The 20,617-nt window shown below is 67.7% G+C and carries 22 protein-coding genes, 1 tRNA gene and 1 other RNA gene; 13 read left to right on the top strand and 11 right to left on the bottom strand.

The window, feature by feature from the left end; genetic code table 11:
* Positions 1 to 31: 31 nt before the first annotated feature.
* Positions 32 to 508 (top strand): SsrA-binding protein SmpB, encoded by a 477-nt coding sequence (smpB, locus tag ACIQJ5_RS05820; RefSeq protein WP_231089743.1) that lies wholly within the window; start codon positions 32 to 34, stop codon positions 506 to 508.
* Positions 509 to 565: 57 nt separating this feature from the next.
* Here the strand turns inward: smpB and ACIQJ5_RS05825 are convergent, their stop codons facing one another.
* The 3 genes from ACIQJ5_RS05825 to ACIQJ5_RS05835 all read right to left on the bottom strand — a co-directional run bounded on the left by ACIQJ5_RS05825 (position 566) and on the right by ACIQJ5_RS05835 (position 4,084).
* The gene (locus tag ACIQJ5_RS05825) at positions 566 to 2,011 is read right to left on the bottom strand and encodes an MFS transporter (protein WP_402841784.1); all 1,446 of its coding nucleotides are present in this window, start codon (positions 2,009 to 2,011) and stop codon (positions 566 to 568) included.
* Between the two features lie 70 nt (positions 2,012 to 2,081).
* The gene (locus ACIQJ5_RS05830; RefSeq protein WP_402841787.1) at positions 2,082 to 3,425 is read right to left on the bottom strand and encodes a M20/M25/M40 family metallo-hydrolase; all 1,344 of its coding nucleotides are present in this window, start codon (positions 3,423 to 3,425) and stop codon (positions 2,082 to 2,084) included.
* On the bottom strand, positions 3,422 to 4,084 hold the full coding sequence (locus tag ACIQJ5_RS05835; RefSeq protein WP_231089751.1) for an SIMPL domain-containing protein: 663 nt from the start codon (positions 4,082 to 4,084) through the stop codon (positions 3,422 to 3,424). The genes ACIQJ5_RS05830 and ACIQJ5_RS05835 overlap by 4 nt, the downstream gene beginning before the upstream one ends.
* A 154-nt stretch (positions 4,085 to 4,238) precedes the next feature.
* On the opposite strand from ACIQJ5_RS05835, the gene ssrA reads away from it, so the two are divergent.
* Positions 4,239 to 4,608, top strand: a transfer-messenger RNA (tmRNA) gene (gene ssrA / locus ACIQJ5_RS05840).
* A gap of 76 nt (positions 4,609 to 4,684) precedes the next feature.
* Here ssrA and ACIQJ5_RS05845 read toward each other — a convergent pair.
* Positions 4,685 to 5,221 (bottom strand): GNAT family N-acetyltransferase, encoded by a 537-nt coding sequence (locus tag ACIQJ5_RS05845; protein ID WP_402841790.1) that lies wholly within the window; start codon positions 5,219 to 5,221, stop codon positions 4,685 to 4,687.
* Positions 5,222 to 5,293: 72 nt separating this feature from the next.
* Positions 5,294 to 5,773: a RimK/LysX family protein gene (locus ACIQJ5_RS05850; protein ID WP_231089753.1), complete on the bottom strand. Its 480-nt coding sequence runs from the start codon at positions 5,771 to 5,773 to the stop codon at positions 5,294 to 5,296.
* 26 nt (positions 5,774 to 5,799) lie between these two features.
* Between ACIQJ5_RS05850 and rimK the strand changes: the two genes are divergently transcribed.
* Entirely contained in the window at positions 5,800 to 7,002 is a 1,203-nt protein-coding gene (gene rimK, locus ACIQJ5_RS05855; RefSeq protein WP_231089755.1) for a 30S ribosomal protein S6--L-glutamate ligase, read from the top strand.
* Between the two features lie 32 nt (positions 7,003 to 7,034).
* Complete coding sequence (locus ACIQJ5_RS05860) at positions 7,035 to 8,201, top strand: hypothetical protein (RefSeq protein ID WP_231089756.1); 1,167 nt, start codon at positions 7,035 to 7,037, stop codon at positions 8,199 to 8,201.
* A 3-nt stretch (positions 8,202 to 8,204) separates the two neighbouring features.
* Here the strand turns inward: ACIQJ5_RS05860 and ACIQJ5_RS05865 are convergent, their stop codons facing one another.
* Together ACIQJ5_RS05865 and ACIQJ5_RS05870 are read right to left on the bottom strand one after the other, a co-directional pair.
* The gene (locus tag ACIQJ5_RS05865) at positions 8,205 to 8,870 is read right to left on the bottom strand and encodes a response regulator (protein ID WP_402841795.1); all 666 of its coding nucleotides are present in this window, start codon (positions 8,868 to 8,870) and stop codon (positions 8,205 to 8,207) included.
* A complete protein-coding gene (locus ACIQJ5_RS05870; protein WP_402841798.1) occupies positions 8,867 to 10,021 on the bottom strand; it encodes a sensor histidine kinase in 1,155 nt (384 codons plus the stop codon). Before ACIQJ5_RS05870 ends, ACIQJ5_RS05865 begins: the two co-directional genes overlap by 4 nt.
* 153 nt (positions 10,022 to 10,174) lie before the next feature.
* On the opposite strand from ACIQJ5_RS05870, the gene ACIQJ5_RS05875 reads away from it, so the two are divergent.
* A complete protein-coding gene (locus tag ACIQJ5_RS05875) occupies positions 10,175 to 11,116 on the top strand; it encodes an alpha/beta fold hydrolase (RefSeq protein WP_402841801.1) in 942 nt (313 codons plus the stop codon).
* Here the strand turns inward: ACIQJ5_RS05875 and ACIQJ5_RS05880 are convergent, their stop codons facing one another.
* Genes ACIQJ5_RS05880 through ACIQJ5_RS05890 form a run of 3 tightly spaced genes read right to left on the bottom strand, consistent with a single transcriptional unit; the run spans position 11,117 to position 13,349 of the window.
* A complete protein-coding gene (locus ACIQJ5_RS05880; protein WP_402841804.1) occupies positions 11,117 to 12,109 on the bottom strand; it encodes a glycosyltransferase in 993 nt (330 codons plus the stop codon).
* Positions 12,106 to 12,309: a CDGSH iron-sulfur domain-containing protein gene (locus ACIQJ5_RS05885; RefSeq protein ID WP_231089763.1), complete on the bottom strand. Its 204-nt coding sequence runs from the start codon at positions 12,307 to 12,309 to the stop codon at positions 12,106 to 12,108. Before ACIQJ5_RS05885 ends, ACIQJ5_RS05880 begins: the two co-directional genes overlap by 4 nt.
* The gene (locus ACIQJ5_RS05890) at positions 12,306 to 13,349 is read right to left on the bottom strand and encodes an iron-containing redox enzyme family protein (protein WP_402841807.1); all 1,044 of its coding nucleotides are present in this window, start codon (positions 13,347 to 13,349) and stop codon (positions 12,306 to 12,308) included. The genes ACIQJ5_RS05885 and ACIQJ5_RS05890 overlap by 4 nt, the downstream gene beginning before the upstream one ends.
* 283 nt (positions 13,350 to 13,632) lie before the next feature.
* On the opposite strand from ACIQJ5_RS05890, the gene ACIQJ5_RS05895 reads away from it, so the two are divergent.
* The 4 genes from ACIQJ5_RS05895 (at position 13,633) to ACIQJ5_RS05910 (ending at position 15,578) form a co-directional block, all read left to right on the top strand.
* Positions 13,633 to 14,310: a DUF6766 family protein gene (locus tag ACIQJ5_RS05895; RefSeq protein ID WP_402841810.1), complete on the top strand. Its 678-nt coding sequence runs from the start codon at positions 13,633 to 13,635 to the stop codon at positions 14,308 to 14,310.
* 124 nt (positions 14,311 to 14,434) lie between these two features.
* Entirely contained in the window at positions 14,435 to 14,749 is a 315-nt protein-coding gene (locus ACIQJ5_RS05900) for an ATP-dependent DNA ligase (RefSeq protein WP_231089766.1), read from the top strand.
* Positions 14,750 to 14,844: 95 nt separating this feature from the next.
* Positions 14,845 to 14,920: transfer RNA gene (locus ACIQJ5_RS05905), tRNA-Lys, on the top strand.
* A gap of 154 nt (positions 14,921 to 15,074) precedes the next feature.
* On the top strand, positions 15,075 to 15,578 hold the full coding sequence (locus ACIQJ5_RS05910; protein ID WP_402841814.1) for a GNAT family N-acetyltransferase: 504 nt from the start codon (positions 15,075 to 15,077) through the stop codon (positions 15,576 to 15,578).
* A 6-nt stretch (positions 15,579 to 15,584) separates the two neighbouring features.
* On the opposite strand, the gene ACIQJ5_RS05915 is transcribed toward ACIQJ5_RS05910, so the two are convergent.
* Entirely contained in the window at positions 15,585 to 16,244 is a 660-nt protein-coding gene (locus ACIQJ5_RS05915) for a metal ABC transporter ATP-binding protein (protein ID WP_402841817.1), read from the bottom strand.
* A 57-nt stretch (positions 16,245 to 16,301) separates the two neighbouring features.
* On the opposite strand from ACIQJ5_RS05915, the gene aztB reads away from it, so the two are divergent.
* Genes aztB through aztD form a run of 4 tightly spaced genes read left to right on the top strand, consistent with a single transcriptional unit; the run spans position 16,302 to position 20,523 of the window.
* A complete protein-coding gene (aztB, locus tag ACIQJ5_RS05920) occupies positions 16,302 to 17,189 on the top strand; it encodes a zinc ABC transporter permease AztB (protein ID WP_402841819.1) in 888 nt (295 codons plus the stop codon).
* Positions 17,186 to 18,367 carry an ABC transporter gene (locus tag ACIQJ5_RS05925; RefSeq protein WP_402841822.1) on the top strand — a complete coding sequence of 394 codons (1,182 nt, stop codon included), beginning with the start codon at positions 17,186 to 17,188 and terminating at the stop codon, positions 18,365 to 18,367. The genes aztB and ACIQJ5_RS05925 overlap by 4 nt, the downstream gene beginning before the upstream one ends.
* Entirely contained in the window at positions 18,364 to 19,272 is a 909-nt protein-coding gene (aztC, locus tag ACIQJ5_RS05930) for a zinc ABC transporter substrate-binding protein AztC (RefSeq protein ID WP_402841825.1), read from the top strand. Before ACIQJ5_RS05925 ends, aztC begins: the two co-directional genes overlap by 4 nt.
* Before the next feature lie 21 nt (positions 19,273 to 19,293).
* Entirely contained in the window at positions 19,294 to 20,523 is a 1,230-nt protein-coding gene (aztD, locus tag ACIQJ5_RS05935) for a zinc metallochaperone AztD (protein ID WP_402841828.1), read from the top strand.
* Positions 20,524 to 20,617 lie beyond the last annotated feature (94 nt).

Consider the following 20,617-nt stretch of genomic DNA (forward strand, 5'->3'; position numbering starts at 1 on the left):
GCGTGCGCGCGGCGATTGAGGAGAGTGTGACATGGTCCGTGAACGCGGGGAGAAGGTCGTCGCGACCAACCGGCGTGCACGCCACGACTACAACGTCGAGAAGACGTACGAGGCGGGTATGGTGCTGACCGGCACCGAGGTGAAGTCGCTGCGGCAGGGACGAGCCAACCTGACGGACGGCTATGCCTACATCAAGGGCAACGAGGCCTGGATCGACAATGTCCACATCCCCGAGTATTCCCAGGGGCACTGGACGAACCACTCGGCCAAGCGGGTGCGCAAGCTGCTGCTGAATCGCGACGAGATCATCAAGATCTCCCACGCGGTCTCGGCGGGCGGCTACACGCTGGTTCCGCTCAAGCTGTACTTCAAGGACGGCCGCGCGAAGCTGGAGATCGGCGTCGCGAAGGGAAAGCGCGAGTTCGACAAGCGGCAGACTCTGCGCGAGCGTCAGGACAAGCGCGAGGCGGATCGCGCCATGCGCATGCGCAATCGCATGGGGGAGTGATCCCCACACGATGAGGCCGGCCCGGGGTGTCCCCGGGCCGGCCTCATCGGTTTCCGTTCAGACAGCGACCGGCTGCTCCCGATCGCGGAACGCCTGCTTGGGTACGAAGCAGAGGAAGATGGCGGCGACGAGGGCCGTCGCCGAGCACACCGCCCACACGGTCATGTACCCGCTGAGCGAGCCGGCGGTCTGCTGCGGGTTCGCCGCCGCACCCGTCGCACCGTGCAGCAGCGCGATCCCGAACACGCAGGAGGCGATCGCACCGCCCACGGTCTTCACGGAGTTGGTGAGCCCCGTTGCGACGCCGGTCTGGGCGGGTGGCGCCGCGGCCGCCGCTGCGGAGGGCAACGCCGCCACCAGGGCTCCCGAGCCGAGGCCGATCACCACCATGTTCGTGACCACCTGTGCGTAGGTGCCGTGCAGGGGGAGGAAGAGCGCGAACCCGATGCACACCAGCAGTGTGGCGGCGATGAGGGCGAGCCGCGGTGTCAGGACCCGTCCGATCACGGGGAACAGCAGGGCGCCGGAGATCATCGCGATGAGATAGATGCCGATGATGAGCGAGGTCGCGAAGCCCTGCGTCCCCAGCCCGTAGCCGGTGACGGTCGGGTCGGTGCGCGCGAAGGTGGACAGAGGTGCCTGCCCTCCCAGCACGCTCACGCCGAAGAGTCCTGCGGTGACGAAGACGGGGCCGAGTGCGGGGTTGCGGAACATGCGCACGTCGATGAGCGGGTCCTCCTGTCGCAGTTCCCAGAGGACGAACGGGATCACCAGCACGACGCCGACGATCGTCACGAGGATCGAGACGATGTCGCCCGGCCCGTTGAGGCGCAGCATGCTGAGCCCGCCGGTGAAGGCGATGAGGGCGACGGAGATGAGAACGAGCCCGACGGTGTCGAGGCGGCCGCCGGTGTGCTCGGGTGACTCGGTGACACCGAAAAGGATCACGAAGAAGCACAGCGCCACCAGGATCGCCGGGACGAGGAGCACCACGGTCAGCGGCAGGGCATCGACGAGCGCCCCGCCCAGCAGCGCACCGAGGATCGCGCCGCCCTCGAGGGAAGCGACCAGGATGCCTGCGGCACGGGCCGTGATCTGTGCGCGTCCTTCGATGCCGCGGGTGCGGCTGAAGATGAGGGCGATCTCCATGGGAAGCCAGACGACGTAGAAGCCCTGCAGCGCCCAGGCCGCGAGGAAAACGCCGAACGAGTCGGAGAAGGGCAGCGCGAAGGACGCGATCGCGGTCAGGGCGGTGGAGATCAACAGCATCCGCTTGTGGCCGAACATGTCTCCGAGCTTCGCGAACGCGGGAACCACGAGCGCCGACAGCATGAGCTGAGCGCCTTCCAGCCAGTTGACGTCGGCGTCGGGGATGCCGAGGTGGCGGGCGATGTCGGTGAGCATGGGGGTGTAGTAGCCCTGCAGGACGCCGCTGGTGAACTCGACGAAGGCGAGGTAGCCGACGACGCCGGCCAGCCCTGCCCAGGCGATTCGTGCTTTCACGTGATGCTCCTTCGCATCGCTGCGCGCGTCCTTCTCGGGTGGACGCGCGGGGGAGTCGGGTGCGTCAACCCTACCCGGGCAGTTGGGTGATCAGCGTGCGGTGGAAGAGCTCGCCGCGCTCGAGTTCGGAGACGGCGACGCGCTCGTTCACGCCGTGGAGCGTGGCGCGCAGCTCTGAAGACATGGACAGCGGTGCAAAGCGGTAGACGGACGGCGCGAATCGGTGGAAATGACGCGCGTCGGTCGCGGCGAAAACGATGTACGGCACCGTGAGCGCGGCCGGGTGCGAGGTCGCCACCGCCCGCGTGATCAGCGCGAAGGGCTCGTTGTCGGTGGCCGACTCCGGAGACGGTTCGTCGCCGTCGATCACCGTGACCGTGACGTCGCGGTCGTTGATCCGCTTCTCGAGGCGACGCACGGTCTGGGCGATGGTCGTACCGAGCGCGAGGCGCAGATTGATGGTCGCCGACGCCTGGGACGGCAGGACGTTGTCCGCCGTTCCTCCCGCGAGCATCGTCGGGGCGATGGTGGTGCGCACCATGGCGGCGGGTTCGCCGCCCAGCCGCGTGAAGACGAACGCGCTGAGACGCGGGACCGCGACCAGCAGCCGCAAGAGCAGACGCGGCGCGCCGCTGGTGCGCTGGCCCAGTGCGGTGAGCATCGCCGTGATGGTCCGCGGCGTGCGGGAAGGGAAGGTGCCGGGAGTGAGACGCTCGATCGCGCGTGCGATGCGGCCGACCGCGGTGAGCTTCGGCGGGGCGGAGGCGTGTCCGCCGTCGCCGCGGGCCGTGAGCCGGACCGAGAGCACTCCCTTCTCTCCGACGCCCACCATCGCGGCTGCACCGTCGACGAACGGCAGCGGCGCATCGACGACGGCACCGCCCTCATCCAGCACCAGCCACGGGGTGATGCCGCGTTCGTGGAGAACACGTGCGCCCTCCCGCGCTGCCGCTCCGTGGGATTCCTCGTCCGGTCCGAGCCACACGTAGACGTCGCGCGCGGGGGTGAAGCCGGACGCGAGGAGGTTCTCCACAGCGTCGAGGATCACCACGAGCGGACCTTTGTCGTCCAGCGCGCCCCGGCCGTGCACGAAGCCGTCGACGATCTCGCCGGAGAACGGGGCGTGTGTCCAGTCGTCGCTGAGATCCACCGGGACCACGTCGTAGTGCGCCATCAACAGGACGGGATCGGCGTCTTCCGCGCCTCGCCAGCGGTACAGCAGTCCGCCCTCGCCGATGATCTCTCGATCGAGTTCGGCGTGCACGCGGGGATAGAGTTCGCCGATCAGATCGGCGAAGGCCTCGAAGGGCTCATCTCCACGCTCGGCTCGCTCCGCGGATACGGTCGGCAGCGCGATCATCCGACTGAGCCGCTCCGCGATCCCGGGGCGGGGGCTCACGTCGACGCCGCTCATGAGGCCAGGAACCGGGCCTCGACGGTGGCCGCTACGCGGATCGGCCGGGGTTCGAGCTGGAGGCCGCCACCGCCTCCGGCGCTGTCGGCGAACGCTCGCATCGCCACTGCCTGCTTGCCCATCGCGGCCTCCGCGGAGTTCAGCAGACCGGCGTCGGCGATCTCGCTGGGCCGCACGGACGAGAATCCCAGTGCCGCCGCGTAGGCGGTGGCCCGCTGCATGGCCACGCCGACGGCGGCCTGCGCCACCTCCGACTCCGTGGTTCGCGCCGTGGCGGGCGTGAGCTCCCACGAGATGCCGTCGACGGCCACGCCCTCCCGCTCGGAGACCGCGGTAATCCACTCGGACAGCGCCCCGAAGTCGGTGAACTCGCTGCGCGTGCTCATCGCGGCATGATGCACGAGGGGGAGCTGGGTGCCGTCCTGGCTCCACGGGCGATCGGACCACACGGATACGCGCTCACTCGACCACTGGGCAACGGTCCCACGTTGCTGAGCGTCGGCCAGCTCGGCGACCAGACGCTCGGCGAGTGTGCTCGCCTGGGCGAACACCGCTGCGCGGTCGGGGCCATCGAGGCGCACGGAGACGGTGGCGACGCCGAGTTCCGCGGGCACCCGCGTCTCGTGCTCGCCGCGGACGGAGATGACGACATCGCTCATGCTCTGACTCTAGTGCTGGGCACCGACATCGGTCACGGAACGTGGGGACGAGCGCGTCCCGTGCCGCTGCGGATGCTGTAGGCTGGGATGCTCCGGAGCGATCCGGAACTGGTAATTCCACAGAGCGACAGCGGCCCTCCCCAGGGAGGAACACGGGGCTGATCGGTTTCGACAGCGCCTGTGAATCCACGAGAAGCGGGCCGAGGATGCAGGGTTATCTCGTCAACGCTCCCTGCAAAAACATAAGTGCCAACGCTAAGCGCACTGACTTCGCCCTCGCTGCCTAAGCGAGCCCGATAGTCCGTCAGACCGTATGTGATTCCGGTACGGGTTCTGGCGTCATTTAGGAATCTTGCTGCGCGGTGGCGTCTGGACGCCGCGTGGGACTCTTCCCAGGCTGGGCTTGTCGACTTAGGTGTCTGTGACAAAGGTCGGAGCCGAGCAGAACGTCTGCACAGACTGCGCCCGGAGAAGGCGTGGAGACTCAGCGTTGGACGGGGGTTCGATTCCCCCCAGCTCCACCAGTCGCTGTCGCGAGAAGAAGCCCCTCGATCCCGAGAAAACACTGGGATCGAGGGGCTTCTTCGGTTCATGACGCGTCTAGCGCGAACGGCGGGCTTCCCATTCCGAGCGCAGGATGCCCATCCGCACGATGTCCTCGTAGTGCCCGCGCACCCAGGCGTGCTCGCGCTGGCGTCCTTCGATGACGAAACCCGCCTTTTCATACGCCCGGATCGCGCCGGCATTGGATGCGATCACTTCCAGGTGGACACGGCGCAGATTCGCGCGGATGAAGGCGAACTCCAGCATCTGCGCCATCGCCTCGGTGCCGATGCCCCGGCCCCGCGCGGCGGGAGTGAGCGCGATGCCGATCTCGCCGTGGCGGGCGAGATCGTCGATGTCGAACACACCGATGTTGCCCACGGCCTCACCCTCCACGTCGATGACGAAGCTCACGTTTCCGTCGGGCTCCGCCTCCCGCGCGAGAAGGCGGGATTCCCAGCGCTCCCGCGTGGGGATGGCGGGACGGCCCGGGTTGCGCTCCTCCCAGGTGTCGAGGTCCGCGGCGATCGAGTAGAGGGCGTCCAGGTCAGCGTCGGTGCGGGGACGGAGGGTCACGCCTGAGTTCGTCGGCATGCTTGAACGATACCCGGCAGCACGGACACTGCCGCCTTGACGTGCCGGTGCTGAGCGGTGGGCGGACGTGACTCAGAAGGTCTTGCCGCGGTTCGCCAGACGGACCCGCTTGGACGGCTTGCCGCCGACGAACGACCGCGCGGAGTCGACGAGGAAGCCGTTGCGCAGTGCCTCGCGACCGATCAGCATGCGAAAGCCCATCTGTGCGCGGTTGGTGAGGGTGAGCTCCACCGGCATCTCGACTCCCACCAGGCGCAGGTCGGCGATCACGACGATGCGCCGCTCCACGTGGCCCGAAGAACTGCGGACGTCTCGCCGATCGTGGATCGGCAGCTCGACGACCTGAGCATCGGCATCGGAGAACTGCCAGGGGTGCACGGCGAAGCGCACCCACTCGCGACCCTCGTGATCGAACTCGACGATGTCGAAGGCGTGCAACGATGAGGTGCGTGCCCCCGTATCGATCTTCGCCTTGATCCAGGGCAGCTCGATGCCGGCCAGCGATACCCATTCTCGCCAGCCCGTGACGGTGATTGAATTACCTGAGCCCACCCGATCATCATGACAGGAAAACGCAGTTGAAGATCGCCATCCTTTCTCGTGCGCCGCAGGCGTACTCCACGCAGCGTCTGCGCGCCGCTGCCGTTCAACGGGGTCACGAGGTCAAGGTTCTCAATACTCTGCGCTTCGCGATCGATCTCGCCGGAGATGCGCCCGACCTGGCGTATCGGGGCCGCCGGCTGAGCGATTACGACGCGATCCTGCCGCGCATCGGATCCTCCATCACCTACTTCGGGACCGCCGTCGTGCGCCAGTTCGAGCAGATGGACGTCTACACGCCCAACACCTCCAACGGCATCGCCAACGCGCGCGACAAGCTGCGCGCCACCCAGATCCTGTCGCGTCACGGCATCGCCCTGCCGCCCACCGCCTTCGTGCGCAACCGGGCGGACGTGCGGCCGGCGATCGAGAGCGTGGGTGGTGCGCCGGTCGTCATCAAGCTGCTGGAGGGCACTCAGGGCATCGGGGTCATCCTCGCCCCGCAGGTGAAGGTGGCGGAGGCCATCATCGAGACGCTGCACTCCACGAAGCAGAACGTGCTGATTCAGAAGTTCATCTCCGAGTCACGAGGACGCGACATCCGCGCCCTCGTGGTGGGCGACCGCGTCGTCGCGGCGATGCGGCGCACCGCCCAGGGCGACGAGTTCCGCTCCAATGTGCACCGCGGCGGATCCGTGGAGGCCGTGGAACTGGATGAGGAGTACCAGCGCACCGCCGTGCGCGCAGCGCAGATCATGGGTCTGCGCGTCGCCGGCGTCGACATGCTGGAGGGTGTGGACGGTCCTCTCGTGATGGAGGTCAACTCGTCTCCCGGACTTCAGGGCATCGAAGCCGCCACCAAGCTGGACGTCGCCGGCGCGATCATCGACCACATCGCGAACCAGGTCGCGTTCCCCGAGATCGATGTGCGTCAGCGCCTGGCCGTGTCCACGGGCTACGGCGTTGCGGAGCTCCTCGTGCACAATGGCGCCGGCGTCGTCGGGCAGACCCTGGGGGAGGCGGGTCTGTGGGAGCGCGACATCACCGTGCTCACCCTGCACCGCGGCACCACCGTGATCCCCAACCCGCGTAAGCATGTGATTCTCGAAGGTGAAGACCGCCTCCTGTGCTTCGGCAAGCTGGAGGAGATGCGCTCGATGATCCCGGAGCGCCGCCGTCGGGCACGGGTACGCAAGCTCCCCAAGGAACCCATCCCGAAGGACACCGGAGTAGAGGACTGAACGGGCAGCGCACGCGGCGCCCTGCGCGCCGCGTGATTACGTGTGCTCTGCTGGCGGCCGGCCTGCTGACGCTCTCCGCCTGCAAGCCGCAGTTCGTGCTCGATCCGGAGTTCGCGGCACGGGAGATCCCCGTGGGGGCTGCATCCACCGATCCGCTGCTGCACGATGACGACTTCCGCGACATGATGAGCGACTTCCCGATCATGCAGCGATCCATGGACGCATCGGTGCCCATCCCCGGGCTGTACGGCGCGTACGGGCTCAAGCGCAACGACACCGCTACGGCGTACAAGCTCATCCTGTCGAAGGGCTTCACCCCGCAGGGGCTCGCGCTCAGTGACGATCAGGTGTTCGTCTCCGCCTACGACCATCAGCACAAGATGAACTCGGTGGTGTTCGTCTTCGACTACTCGGGTGAGTTCGTGAAGACCATCTCCCTGCGCAACAAGGCGCACGTGGGCGGCATCGGGTACGACCAGGAGGCTCGCGTGCTCTGGATCGGGGACACCCGCGACGGACGTGCAGCCATCTCCGGCATCCTCCAGGACAGCATCGACGACTACGACATCCATGCCGCTGCGCCGATCGAGTACGCGGTCTCGTACATCGTCGACAGCCTCGAAGGCGTTTCCACCTTGGACTTCCATGGTGATCTCCTCTGGGCGAGCTACTTCACCAATGATCCTGACGACTCCCAGATCCAGGTGTTCAGCCTCGACTACTCGGAGCCCGATGCCGAGGGGTTCGTGGAGCTCACGGACGTGGGCGACACTGATCGCTCCTACATCGACGACGACGGCGATCACCACATCTTCGCGGATCTGGCGTTCACGGCCCCCAAAGAGGTGCAGGGTCTGGCGTTCGATGACACGCACCTGTACGTGGCTCAGTCCTTCGGTACGAAGAACTCACGGCTGACGCGCTACGACCTCGCCGTGGACGACGACTCCGCTGTCTTCACCAACGGCGTATCGATCGAACTGCCGCCCTACCTGGAGCAGATCGCCCTCTCGGGCGAGGATGGCGCCAGCGACATCCACCCGCTGTTCGAGAGCGCGCAACCGGCGTACCGGAAGAAGGTCGACGTGTTCGTCGATCGGATCGTGACCATCACACACGCCGACTTCGAGGCGGAGGCGACCGAGGATGAGCGGGCGCCGGAACTCGTCGAGATCGAGGTCACCGCGGCGGATGAGTGAGGCTCACCGGGCACCGGGCAGGACGAGAGCCGTCTCGTAGGCGAGGATCACGAGCTGAGCACGGTCGCCGGCGTGGACCTTCGTCATCGTCCGGTTCACATGCGTCTTCGCCGTGTGCAGGGAGATGGTGAGCGCGTCCGCGATCTCGGCGTTGGATAGTCCTCTGCCGACGAGCTCGAGGACTTCGAGTTCTCGGGGAGTGAGGCTTGCCAGCCGCGGATCCGCCGGGTCCGTCGCCCGGGGCCGGGGGTCGGTGACCCGCTCGATGAGGGTCCGGGTGGCGGCGGGGGACAGCAGCGCGTCACCGTCGTGGACGGTGCGAACCGCATGAACGATCGCGCTCGGCTCCGCTCCCTTGCCGATGAACCCGCTGGCTCCGGCCCGCAGGGCGGCGAGGACGTAGTCGTCCTCCTCGAAGGTGGTGAGGATCAGGATCCGGGCGGTCGTGCCAGTTGCATCCGTGCGGATCCGAGCGGTCGCGGCGATGCCGTCGAGGACGGGCATCCGAATGTCCATGAGCACCACATCGGGACGCAGTCGTCGAGCAAGAGTCACCGCCTCATCGCCGTCAGCGGCCTCGCCGATGACATCGAGGCCGCCATCGACGAGGATCTCGCGCACGGCCCGCCGAATCAGCGGCTGATCATCGACGATGAGGACGCGCGTCATCGCTGATCCGGGGAAACAGTCGGCAACTCCACGCGAAGGCGGAAGGCTGCGGAGGTGTGTGCGCTCTCGATGTGCCCTCCCGCAGCCGCCACACGCTCTCCCAGCCCACGCAGGCCATGACCGCTCCGAGCCCCGTCCGTCTCGCCGGATGCGGGATTGGTGATGGTGATGGTGAGGCTTCCCGTCGTGGGGACGAACTCCACGGTAGCGCGGGAGCCGTCGCCGTGCTTGACCGCGTTGGTGAGCCCCTCCAGGAGCACGAGGTGAGCCGCGTGGTCGGCCGCCGGAGTCAGTACGGGCAGCTTCCCGTCACCCGTCACGTGAAGGTTCAGGCCGGAGCTCCGGAAGCGGTCGAACAGGGTTCCCCGTTCGGCGAGCCCCGATTGCGGGCGCAGCGTTCGCAGTTCACCAGGGTCATCGGATCGGAGAAGCGCCAGCAGCGCTCCGATATCCGAGAGCACCGTGCGCGACGCGGATCGGATGGTGGCGAGCGCCTCGCGGGCGCGTTCCGGTGACGTCTCGACCGCGGCGGATGCGACGCCCGCGTTCAGGCTGATCACCGAGATCTGGTGGGCGACGAGGTCGTGCAGGTCTCGCGCGATGCTCACCCGTTCCTCGGCAACGCGCCGACGCGCCTCGTCCTCCCGTGAGCGCTCGGCGCGTTCGACGCGCTCGGACATCATGGTCGTGTACTCGCGGCGCGATCGCGCGGCGGCGCCGAGAGCGGCGCCCACCACGATGAACGCGAGGAACTGCATGGCGCGCGAGTCGAACGGCTCCCCACCGAGCACGAGCATGTTGGTGGTGAAGACGATGACGACCGTCGCCGCGACCGTGACCAGCGCTGTCGTGCGAGACAGGCGGTCCGTGACGGCGTAGGCGGCGATCGCGAGGGCCATCAGCGTGCTGGCGCCGAGGACGCCCGCCGCGGCGAGCACCGTGTTGCAGATCAGCGTGAGGCCGAGCACAGCGAGCGGCGCTCGCCGGCGCAGCAGCAGCGCGGCCGCCGGCAGCAGGGCGGGTACGAGCTGCCAGCCGTGAGCGCGGAACGTCTCGTCCGGGAAGGGGAGCACGCCCAGAAGCACAATGACGGCGACGGCGGAGATGTCGCCGAGCACCGCAGGGGAGCGGGATGCGCGATTCGTGCTCACCCTCCCAGCCTTCCACGGCACGGCATTCGGCGGATCCATCCGGCGATCCATGGGCGCGTACCGCAGACGCGGTACGCGAGTGCCTGCGTCCGGGTGATGCATCCGCGCGCACGGGCCGGGAGTCTGGAAGGGCGAATCGACCGAGAGGATCCCATGAAGAAGTCGAGGAAAGCGCTGATCGCCATCGGGGCAGTGGCCGCGGCCATCGCCGTGGGCCTGGCCATCACGACCGTGGTCAACGTGGTGGCGACCACCGCCGAAGCCGAAGCCATCGAACCGTATGGTCAGAGCGTCGAGGTGGCGGGGAAGAGCATGAATGTGCTGGTGACGGGCGAAGGGGAGGACCTCGTGCTGCTCCCGGGTTTCGGAACCTCGTCGCCGGTGCTCGACTTCGCGCCCCTGATCGAGGATCTGGCCGCGGATCACCGGCTCATCGTGGTGGAGCCGTTCGGCTACGGCCTGAGTGATGCCACCGAGGACGCGCGGACCACTGCCAACATCGTGAGCGAAGTGCACGAAGCTCTCCAGGCGCTCGGTGTGACCAGCTACACACTGATGGGGCACTCCATCGCGGGGCTCTACGGCATCGAGTTCGCCGAGCGGTATCCCGACGAGGTACGCGGATTCGTGGGCATAGACAGCAGCGTTCCCGGTCAGCCGAACATGGACGTCGCCTTTCCCACCGGCCTTCTCGGCGCGCTGAAGGGTCTCGGACTGGTGCGGCTGTTGTCCGGCGTCGGCGGCGACGGTGGCTACGCCTCGCCGTACTACGACGACCACGAGCGTCAGCAGATCGGTCTGCTGACCCAGCGCAACAGCCTGGAGCCGACCTACCTCGACGAGATGGCACGTATCCGCACCAACTTCGCAGATGCCGAGGGAAGGACCTTCCCGGCTGATCTTCCGCTGCTGCTGTTCGTGCAGCATGTCAATCCGGCGAACGACGACTGGTTGCCGATGCACGAAAGACAGGCCGCCACCGTCACGGATGGGACCGTCATCCCCCTCGACGGCGATCACTACCTGCACCACACCCAGTCCCCGGCGATCGCTCAGGAGTTCCGGGCATGGGAGGCGCAGCACTCGTCCCGCTGATCACGGCTGGAGGACGTTGGAGCTCACGCGCCGCAGGCGGGCGCGAATGACTCGCTCCGAGTTGGCCGCCTGTGACAGACGGTGTCCGCCGTAGGCGATGCCACCCCTCAGGCGTCTCGTGATCGCGATCCAGGAGCAGAGCCCGCGTTCGAGGACCCAGAACGGAGCCCAGAACGCAGAGGATGCCGGAAACACCGCCCGCCCACCCGCCCGGCGTCGGCCGATCTCCGCGAGCAACGCCGTCGCCGATGCCGCGACGATCAGGAGGACGGGTCGGCGTCGTCCGCAGAGTACCGCCGGGACGATGGCGGCCTCGGCGGCGAGCCGCATCGGCTGCGCGAAGCTCTCGTACGCCTGCCGCACCCGCTGCGCGCGGAAGTTCTGAAACGAAGAAGGGCGTCGTGCCACGAACAGCCCCGGAAGATCGCACACGCGGCCGCCGGCGGCCCGCACCGTGCGCTCAAGTTCCAGGTTCTCGAAGAGCGATGCGCCGTCATACCCGCCGCTTCGCACGAGGAGGGAGCGACGGACGGCGTATGTGCCCGGGTAATCGGAGGAGAGGGCTCTGTTCATCAGGGTGCGCGCCGTGTCCCAGCGCGCATGCCAGGGCAGCGGATCGAAGTAGTTCTGGGGCTTGACCAGTTCCGCGCGGGCGAGTTCTGCGACGAGCGCGCGAAGCGCACCCTCGGTGTAGCGCACGTCGTCGTCCGCGATCACGATGCTGTCGTGACGTGCCGCAGCGATGCCGGTCAGCACCCCGTCCACCTTCCCGTTCGCGGCGGCCGCGGGCCCGGAGGCCACCGCGAGATGGCGCACGAGGCCGTCCCACGAACGCGCATGCGCGGCGAAGAGCTCAGCGGGGGAGCCGTCGACGATGGTGATGTCGATCCAGGTCGAGAGGCTGCGGAGATAATCCGTGAGGTCGTCGCGGTCGTCATCGGTGCTCCACCGCAGCGGGAGCACGTATTCTGCGGCGATTCGCCGGGAGGTCACCGCCCCTCCGTCCGGAATCCCGCGGCCTTGTGGGTTCCGTCGCAGAACGGCTTGATGGCGGAGAGCCCGCATCGGCACAGTGCGCTCGTTCGCCGGCGAAGGGTGATCGGCTCACCATCGGCGGTCATCAGTTCCACGTCACCGCGCACGAGGAGCGGGCCGTCAGGATACGGCGTGATGGTCGCCCGGCGGGCGCTCATGCTTCGTCCTGCTGTCGCAACGAGGACTCGTCCGCCGACCAGCGCTCCAGCATGTGAGCCGCCACCATGCCGTCGAGGGCGAGGCAGGCGGCCGCCCCGAACATGATGTCGGGAAGCAGGTCGGGCCGGTCCTCCCCGAGTGAGCCGGCGAGGTCGCGCGCGGCGATCTGCTCGTGGACCGCGTCGGCCTCCACATGCTCATCGAAGTAGTCCGTTACATCGGGGCCGTACCCGAGGCGCCGGAATCCATCGCCGTAGAGCCGGTTCGGAATCGACGACGTCATCTCGAATGCGGCGAGATGACCGACGATGGCGCCGATCAGCCGGCGATTGAGGCCGAACATCGACATCATGTTGTGCGAGGCGAGGGTGATGGCCGGCACATCGTCCACGTAGGCCCCGTATGTGTCGTCCAATCCCGCGCCCCGCATCGACGCCGCGAAGATTGCGGCATGAACGCGGTCGGGCCGTCCTCCGCCGTACTCGTCGGACTGGATCTCGACGAGCGAAGCCTTGGCCCGCCCATGCAGCCGCGGAATCGCCCACGAGTGCGGGTCCGCTTCCCGCAGGGTGTAGACCGAGCGCTGCATGAGGAACTCCCGAAGTTGCGCTGTGGTGGCTTTGCGCGCGACGAAGCGGGAGAGGCTCGGGCCGTCGTCGGCGCTCGTGAGGTGGAACAAAGCCCGGGCGATCGCGTCCGGTGTCTGCTCGGGCAGGGGAGGCACGTCGACGACCCCGCGGATCGCACGTTCGAACTCCTCCTCGATAGCGGAGCGGGCGGCGATGGCGTGAACGTCCCATTCGAGACGGGGATCGAACGCTCCGACCGAGCCATAAGCGGACGCATACAGCGAGAAGAGTGCGAGCTGGATGTCGTCGTCGTGCAGGACGTCTGCGCTGGCGTCGACCGCGTCGCGGGCGAGGGCCGTGAGGTCCGTGGACCCGGCCCCGGACAGGTGCCTGATCACGGCCTCACTCAGCGGGCCGCGAGCGGCGAAGGGGAGGTGGGCGGTGTCGAGCGCGTCTGCGGTGATGGTCACGAAGTCTCCGATCTGGTCCCTGAAGTCTCGGGGAGCGTGGGAGCAGCCGGAACCCGGTTGACGCCCGCCCGCCCAGCGGGTATCGGTGCTCCGGCGGCCGGCGGCTGTCAAGGGGCTTTCCGGCGCAGCGCACCCGTCCGAGCCTGGTGCTTCGCAGACGGAGGGAGCGAACCGATGCAGGATGTCGAGCGACGAGGGCCCCGATTCGTGTTCTGGGCGTGGCTGGCTCTGATCGTGGGCGGCCTGATCGTGATGATCGCGTTGCCGTTGGTGGGACGCTGACATGGGGCGCTGGATCCGTGACAACGGTCTGAGCCTCGCGTTCCTGGCGATCTTCCTCGTCACCCTCGCGGCGGAGTCGATCGTGGGGCTGGCCTACACGAATGAGCAGCTCGCCCAGCACCGCCAGCCGGCCATCGGCTACCTCGAGTACGTGACGTCGTCGGACTTCCTCGTGGACGTCGCCGAGAACTGGCAGTCCGAGTTCCTGCAGTTCTTCCTCTTCATCCTCGCGACCGTCTGGCTCATCCAGCGCGGATCGCCGGAGTCGAAGAAGCCGGGGGACGAGGGCATCGGCTCCGACGAGGACCAGCTGATCGGGGAGCACGCCGGCCCGGCATCGCCGCGGTGGGCGCGGGTTCGTGGATTCCGGCTGTGGCTGTACTCGAACTCGCTGCTGCTGCTCATGGGCTCGATCTTCCTGCTGTCATGGTTCGCGCAGTCACTGGCCGGACGCGTGGTGGCGAGCGAGGAGAACGCGCAACATGGGCTTGGGGAGGTGAGCTGGCTGGAATACGTGGCCTCTCCCGAGTTCTGGAATCGCACCCTGCAGAACTGGCAGTCAGAATTCCTGGCGGTGGGGGCGATGGTGGCGTTCAGCATCTTCCTGCGCCAGCGCGGATCCAGCGAGTCCAAGCCGGTGGGGGTGCCCCACCACACCAGCAGCGTCGAGGCCGAGTAGCGCGCCCTCGCAGCCGGCATCACCGACTTGCATCGCCGATATGTGCCATACATAGTTATGTCGTCGGCGGTCCGCTGCCTTCAGCTTGACCGCCTCAGCGTTCATGACGATGTGGGAGGTAGCAGTGGGCAAATTCATCTATGCGGACTCGGTGAAGGTGGATATCGAGGACCGAGCTCTCGCCCATCTGCAGGTGGTCATCAGCAACAAACTGCGGCGCAGCGAAGCGTTCACCTTCACCTGGCGGGAGGATGCCAGCGTCGGAGATGGACGCACGAGCGTCTGGCTGCATCCGGCGGTGCCTCTCGTGTACCGGTTCTACGGGAGCAGGCGCCCTCAGCTGAACCCGGCGTGGGTCGAGGCTTTGGCGTATACCGCCAACTCGCCGTCCGGCCTGCACCTGGTGCCCGAGCCCGTGGAATCGACCCCGACACCGTAGCTGTGCCCGTGACACTCCCGAGTCGACTCCGATTTCACGTTGGAGGCATCGCCTGGTAATGTTTTCTCTGTTGCCGCAAGGCGCAGAAACACCAAGCACCTCTAGCTCAATCGGCAGAGCAACTGACTCTTAATCAGTGGGTTCAGGGTTCAAGTCCCTGGGGGTGCACCAGATCAGGCCCCGGAAATTACCTCTCATGCAGGTGATTTCCGGGGCCTGTCTCGTTCCTGCCGGAATGGGGCGGAGGGCAGGTGTGAGACACTGCCGACATGGCACCGGACGACAATGGCGCGGGCTCCCGAGCTTGTGAGATGCGGACGGCGCAATGACGACGCCTCCTTCCGCGATCTTCATCGGCCGCTGGGATCGAGCGGACCGTGCGCAGATTCGCGTGCTTTCCGATCTGCTCGCCGATTATCATCGGCAGACCGAATCCGAGAAGGGGACGCCGGTCGCTGCCATCGACGCGCTGCCTGCGCGATACCGGCCCGAGGTTGTCGATCCGGTCGCTGCGTTCGCCGGCGATGTCGTCCTGCTTGCGCGCAGCGGTGATCGGGGTGCGGGCTGCGTCGTGATCACCGATGCCGGACAGGGTCGAGTCGAGATCAAACGTCTCTGGACCGCGCCGGAGTACCGAGGCCGGCGCGTCGCCTCGGGGCTGCTCGATGCGTTTCAGAGCTATGCGGTGGCGGTGGGTGCTGACACGATCCGCCTGTCGGTCTGGCACTGGCGTGCCGACGCGATCGCGCTCTATCGAAAGCTGGGCTTCACGGAATCGCCGAGCTGGGAGACGCGGGAGGGGCTCATCTGCATGACCCGGGTGGTGTAGGCGCGGTCAGCGGCTGCTGTCGGCGACGATCCGGCCCGCGGCGAGCTCGACGACGCGATCAGCGGCGGCAATGACACCGCTGTCGTGGCTGATGCAGACAACTGCCGCACCGCGGGCTGCTTCCGCGGAGAGCAGCCGCGACAGGTCTTCGGTGCTCTCCCTGTCGAGACCGGCGTCGGGCTCGTCGAGCAGCAAGATCTCGGGACGCTGGACCAGAGCCTGCGCCAGCAGGACGCGCTGGCGTTGACCGCCGGACAGGTCGGCGAAGCGCCGGCGTTCCCATCCTTCCAATCCGACCTCACGCAGCGCGACCCGGATCGCGCCGCGTGCTGCCGCGCGCCGGATACGTATTCCGGCGCGCCAGGTGCCGATGCGCACCACCTCGTCGACCGTCAGCGGAAGACTGGCCAGTGCGGAGATGCGCTGCACAACGAGCGCCGTGGTTCCACCGCGGCGTATGCTTCCCGATCCCGGCCTGTGCGTGCCGGCGATGATCTCCACCAGGGTCGATTTCCCGGAGCCGTTCGGTCCGCGCAGCACGGTGACGGCGCCGGGATGCACGTCGAGTGTGACCTCCCGGATGACCTCCACGCCGTCGTAGGCGAAGCTCACGCGGTCGAGGATGACAGCGGTGCCGGGGGAGGGGGCGCGGTTCGGAAGCGTCATGACCTCATGTTAGCGTATTGAGAACGATTCTCATTATCAATACGAAAGCGGTGAGGCGTGGCCTGGTTGCTCGATCCCCTGTCCGCGCAGTTCCTGCAGCGGGCGCTCCTGGGCGGAGCGCTCGTGGCGGTGATCTGCGGTGTCGTCGGCACCTGGGTGGTGATTCGCGGGATGGCCTTTCTCGGTGAGGCGGTCGGTCACGGGATGCTGCCGGGCGTTGCGATCGCCACCGTCACTGGCGCGCCGGTTCTCCTGGGTGCCGCGCTCGCGGCCGCGGTCATGAGCGCCGCGGTGGGAGTGCTGCAGCGACGGGGACGCCTCTCCTACGACACGAGCATCGGCCTCCTGTTCGTGGGAATGCTGTCGCTCGGGGTGATCATCGTGTCGCACTCCCGCAGCTTCGCAACGGACGCGACCGCCCTCCTGTTCGGTGACATCCTGGCGGTGGGCAGCTCGGAACTGATCCCGCTGGTGGTCGCAACCGTCATGACCATCCTGCTCGCGGCGCGCTTTCACCGCTCGTTCGTGGTCGCCGCCTTCGATCGCCGCATCGCTCACGTGCTGGGACTGCGCCCCGCGCTGGCCCACGTTGTGCTCGTGGCCCTCGTGACGCTGGCCGTGGTCGCCTCCTTCCCCGTGGCGGGCTCGCTCCTGGTGGTCGGTCTGTTGCTCGCTCCCGCCGTGGCTGCACGCCCGTGGACGCGCTCGATCCCCAGCACGATGCTTCTCGCCTCGCTGTTCGGCACGTTCGCCGTGTTCCTCGGGCTGCTGATCTCATGGCATGCCGGAACCGCTGCGGGTGCCTCGATCGCGCTCACCGCCGTGGTGCTGGCTTTCGGCTCCGGCGGTGTGCGCGCGGGGGCACGGCGGCGTCGCCAGAGCCAGAGGGTCATACGCACGGAACCAGCGGTGCCGCTCCACGCGCGGATCGAGGTGATCGCATGATGCGTCGTGCGGTCGCTGCCCAGGGCCTGCTCGCCTTGGCAGTGCTGGTCGCCGCGTGTTCCTCCGCGGCGACACCGGCGGCGCCGTCCTCGAACGATGCGACAGCCACAGACCATGGCGTGATCGCCGGGGCGGTGGAGGTCGCAGAACCACCGCTGCAGCTGCTCACCGTGGACCACGCCGGCGCCGCAGGCATCCTCGACCTGCTCGACGGGAGCAGTTCGCGCATCGATGGAGTCGCCGCGCCGACGGCGCTGGCGACGGATGGCCGGTATGCGTTCATCTCCACGGTGGCAGGCGTGCAGATCGTGGACTCGGGTGTGTGGACATGGGACCACGGCGATCACTTCCACTACTACCGCGCCCCCGCGCGGGTCATCGGGACGGTCGCGGGTTCCGGCCCCGCTACCGTCGCGGCCGGTGCGCTGTCGACCGCAGGTTCCACGGCGATCGTGTTCGCGGGTAGCGGCGAGGCCGTCTTGCTCGACAACGCCGCTCTTGCAGCGGGGCAGATCGTCGAGAGATTCCGCATCGACGTGGACGCACACGTTGTCGTGGCTCCTCTCGGTGACGGTGCGGCTATCGCCCGCGATGGACGGCTGTACACGGTCGACGCCGCAGGCGAGGTCCTCACTGCGGGTTCCCCGTGCTCGGCGCCGTCGGGATCCATCACGACGCGCGCCGGGCTCGTGATCGGGTGTGCCGAGGGAGCGATGGTGATCGCGTCCGTCGACACAGCGCCAGAGGTCGTGCCGCTTCCGCCGGGCGCGCTCGCTCCGACCGACTTCGCGGGGCGGAAGGGGCGCCCGAGGGTGGCATCGATCGCGCCTGGAGCCGGATTCTGGATACTCGATGCCCGCGCGCGCACGTGGACACTGGTGCCGAGCTCCGTTCCTCTGGTGCGGGTGGTCGCCGCGGACGACGTGGACGAGCATGTCGTCGCTCTCGATACGGACGGGCGTGTGCGCGTGTTCCGCGGCACCTCTGAGAGTGCGGCCACAGAGCCGCTGACGGCAGACTCCGCGAATTCCTCACTCGTAGTCGATGGACAGCGTGCCTACCTCAACGACGCTGCATCCGGCATGGTGCACGAGATCGACTACGCCGACAGCGCGCGAATCGCGCGCACGCTGCAGACCCCGACCGCCCCCGCCTTCTTCACGGAGGTGGGACGATGAAGCGCCTCCTGATCGTGCTGACAGTCATCGCCTTCCTTTCGACGGGATGCTCATCGGCGAAGAGCGATGCCCGCCCGCAGATCGTGGTGACCACGAACATCCTGGGTGATGTCGTTCGCAACCTGGTGGGCGAGCAGGCCGAGGTCGTCGTTCTGATGAAGCCGAACGCGGACCCCCACTCGTTCGAGATCTCTGCTCAGGAGGCGCGACTCCTCCATGACGCGCCGCTCGTGGTCTCCAACGGCCTGGGCTTGGAGGAGGGGCTGCAGCACAACCTCGACGAATCGATTGCTGCCGGTGCCGCCCAGTTCGTCGCGGGCGACGTCATCGACGTGCTGGCCTATGCCGGTGACGAGGGGCGAACCGGCGCGGATGATCCGCACTTCTGGACGGATCCGGCACGCATGATCGACGTCGTCGATGCTCTGGAACCGGTGCTGACCGCCACCGTAGGACTGCCCGAGGGGCCCATCGCCGACAACGTCTCGTCCTATCGCGATCAGCTCGTCGCGCTGGATGCGGAGATGACCGAGAAGTTTGCGGCGATTCCCACCGAGCGCCGCGCTCTGGTGACGAATCACCACGTCTTCGGCTATCTCGCGGATCGTTTCGACTTCCTCGTGGTCGGAGCCATCATCCCCGGCGGGACCACTCTTGCTGCTCCCAGCGCTGCGGACCTCCGCGAGCTGACAAGCGCGATCGACAGGTCTGGTGTCCGCACGATCTTCGCGGAGTCCTCGCAGCCGGATCGTCTTGCTCAGGTCCTCGCATCGGAGGCCGGACTCGACATCGAGGTGGGCGAGCTCTTCACCGAGTCGCTCACCGAACCCGGCGGCGGTGCCGACACCTACCTCACGATGATGCGCGTCAACACCGACCGCATCGCCCAGGGCCTCACCCGCTGAGGCATGACAAGAAAGATAGAGATGCACACCACACACCCCACCGGCATCGCCGTGGCGGCGCTCGGAGCGGTCCTGCTGGCCGGACTCACCGCCTGCTCCGGCACGGCTGCGGCGGAATCCGCGACCTCGCCCTCCACGCCGGCGCCGGCGTCGACGACCGGGCACGACCACACGCACTCCGAGTCGGGGCGGGTCGTCGTCACCTTTCAGCACGGCATCGCGGTTCTCGATCCGCACACGCTGGAGACCGTCGCCGAGATCCCCACCGAGGAGTTCACCCGCGTCAATTCCTTCGGCGATGGACGGACGATCGCCGTCACCACGAGCGCAGGATTCCGCTTCCTCGACACGGTGGACGGTGTGCTCGCCGATCCGCTCGTGCCGGCTACCGCCGCCGGACACGTGGTCGTGCACGACGGCAAGACCGTGCTGTTCGACGACGGCAGCGGCACCACCACCGTGTTCGACACGGCGGCGTTCGCCCCGGGCTACGACTCCCTGCCCGCGTCGGCCAGGTACACCGCCCCAGCCGCCCACCACGGCGTCTCCATTGTGCTCTCCGATGGCACACTGCTCACCACCGTGGGCGATGAGAGCGGGCGAAGCGGCGCTGTTGCGCTCACCGCCGAGGGGGACCGGTGGGTCCAGACCGCTCTCAACGATCAGTGCCCCGGCATCCACGGCGAGGGCACGGCTCAGCAGGAAACGGTCGTGTTCGGTTGCGAGAACGGCGCGCTGCTCTACTCGGACGGCGAATTCGACAAGCTGGCGGCACCGGACGTGTACGGCCGTATGGGCAACGCCTTCGTCTCCGACACCAGCCCGATCGTGGTCGGTGATTACAAGAGCGATCCCGATGCGGAGGGCTACCTGCTCGACGCCGTCACGCTGATCGACACCGCGACACACGATCTCCGAGTCGTGGACCTGCCGGCAAACGTGCGCTACACCTTCCGGGACGTCGCGCGGGGACCCGGTGATCTCGCCTACATCCTCAGCACCGACGGCCAGATCCACGTCCTGGACCCCGTCAGCGGCGAGATCCTGCGCTCTTACCCCGTTGTGGCGCCCTGGGAGGGGCCGGCCCAGTGGCAGGACCCGCACCCCGCGATCACGGTGGACGGCGAGATCGCCTACGTCACCGAGCCCGCGACTCGGGCCGTCCACGCCGTCAACCTCACCACCGGTGAGAAGATCGCGACCACCACGCTCGATCACGCGCCCAACGAGCTGGCAGTCGCCGCCGGCTGACTGCGGCGGAGACCCGTCGACCCTGTGCGCACGCAGGTGCATCGCACAGGCGATCGGCGGGTTTCCGCGTGGTACCGCCGGGTAGGGTGAGAAT

The sequence above is a fragment of the Microbacterium sp. GXS0129 genome, from assembly GCF_044769785.1.
Classification (GTDB): domain Bacteria; phylum Actinomycetota; class Actinomycetes; order Actinomycetales; family Microbacteriaceae; genus Microbacterium; species Microbacterium nymphoidis.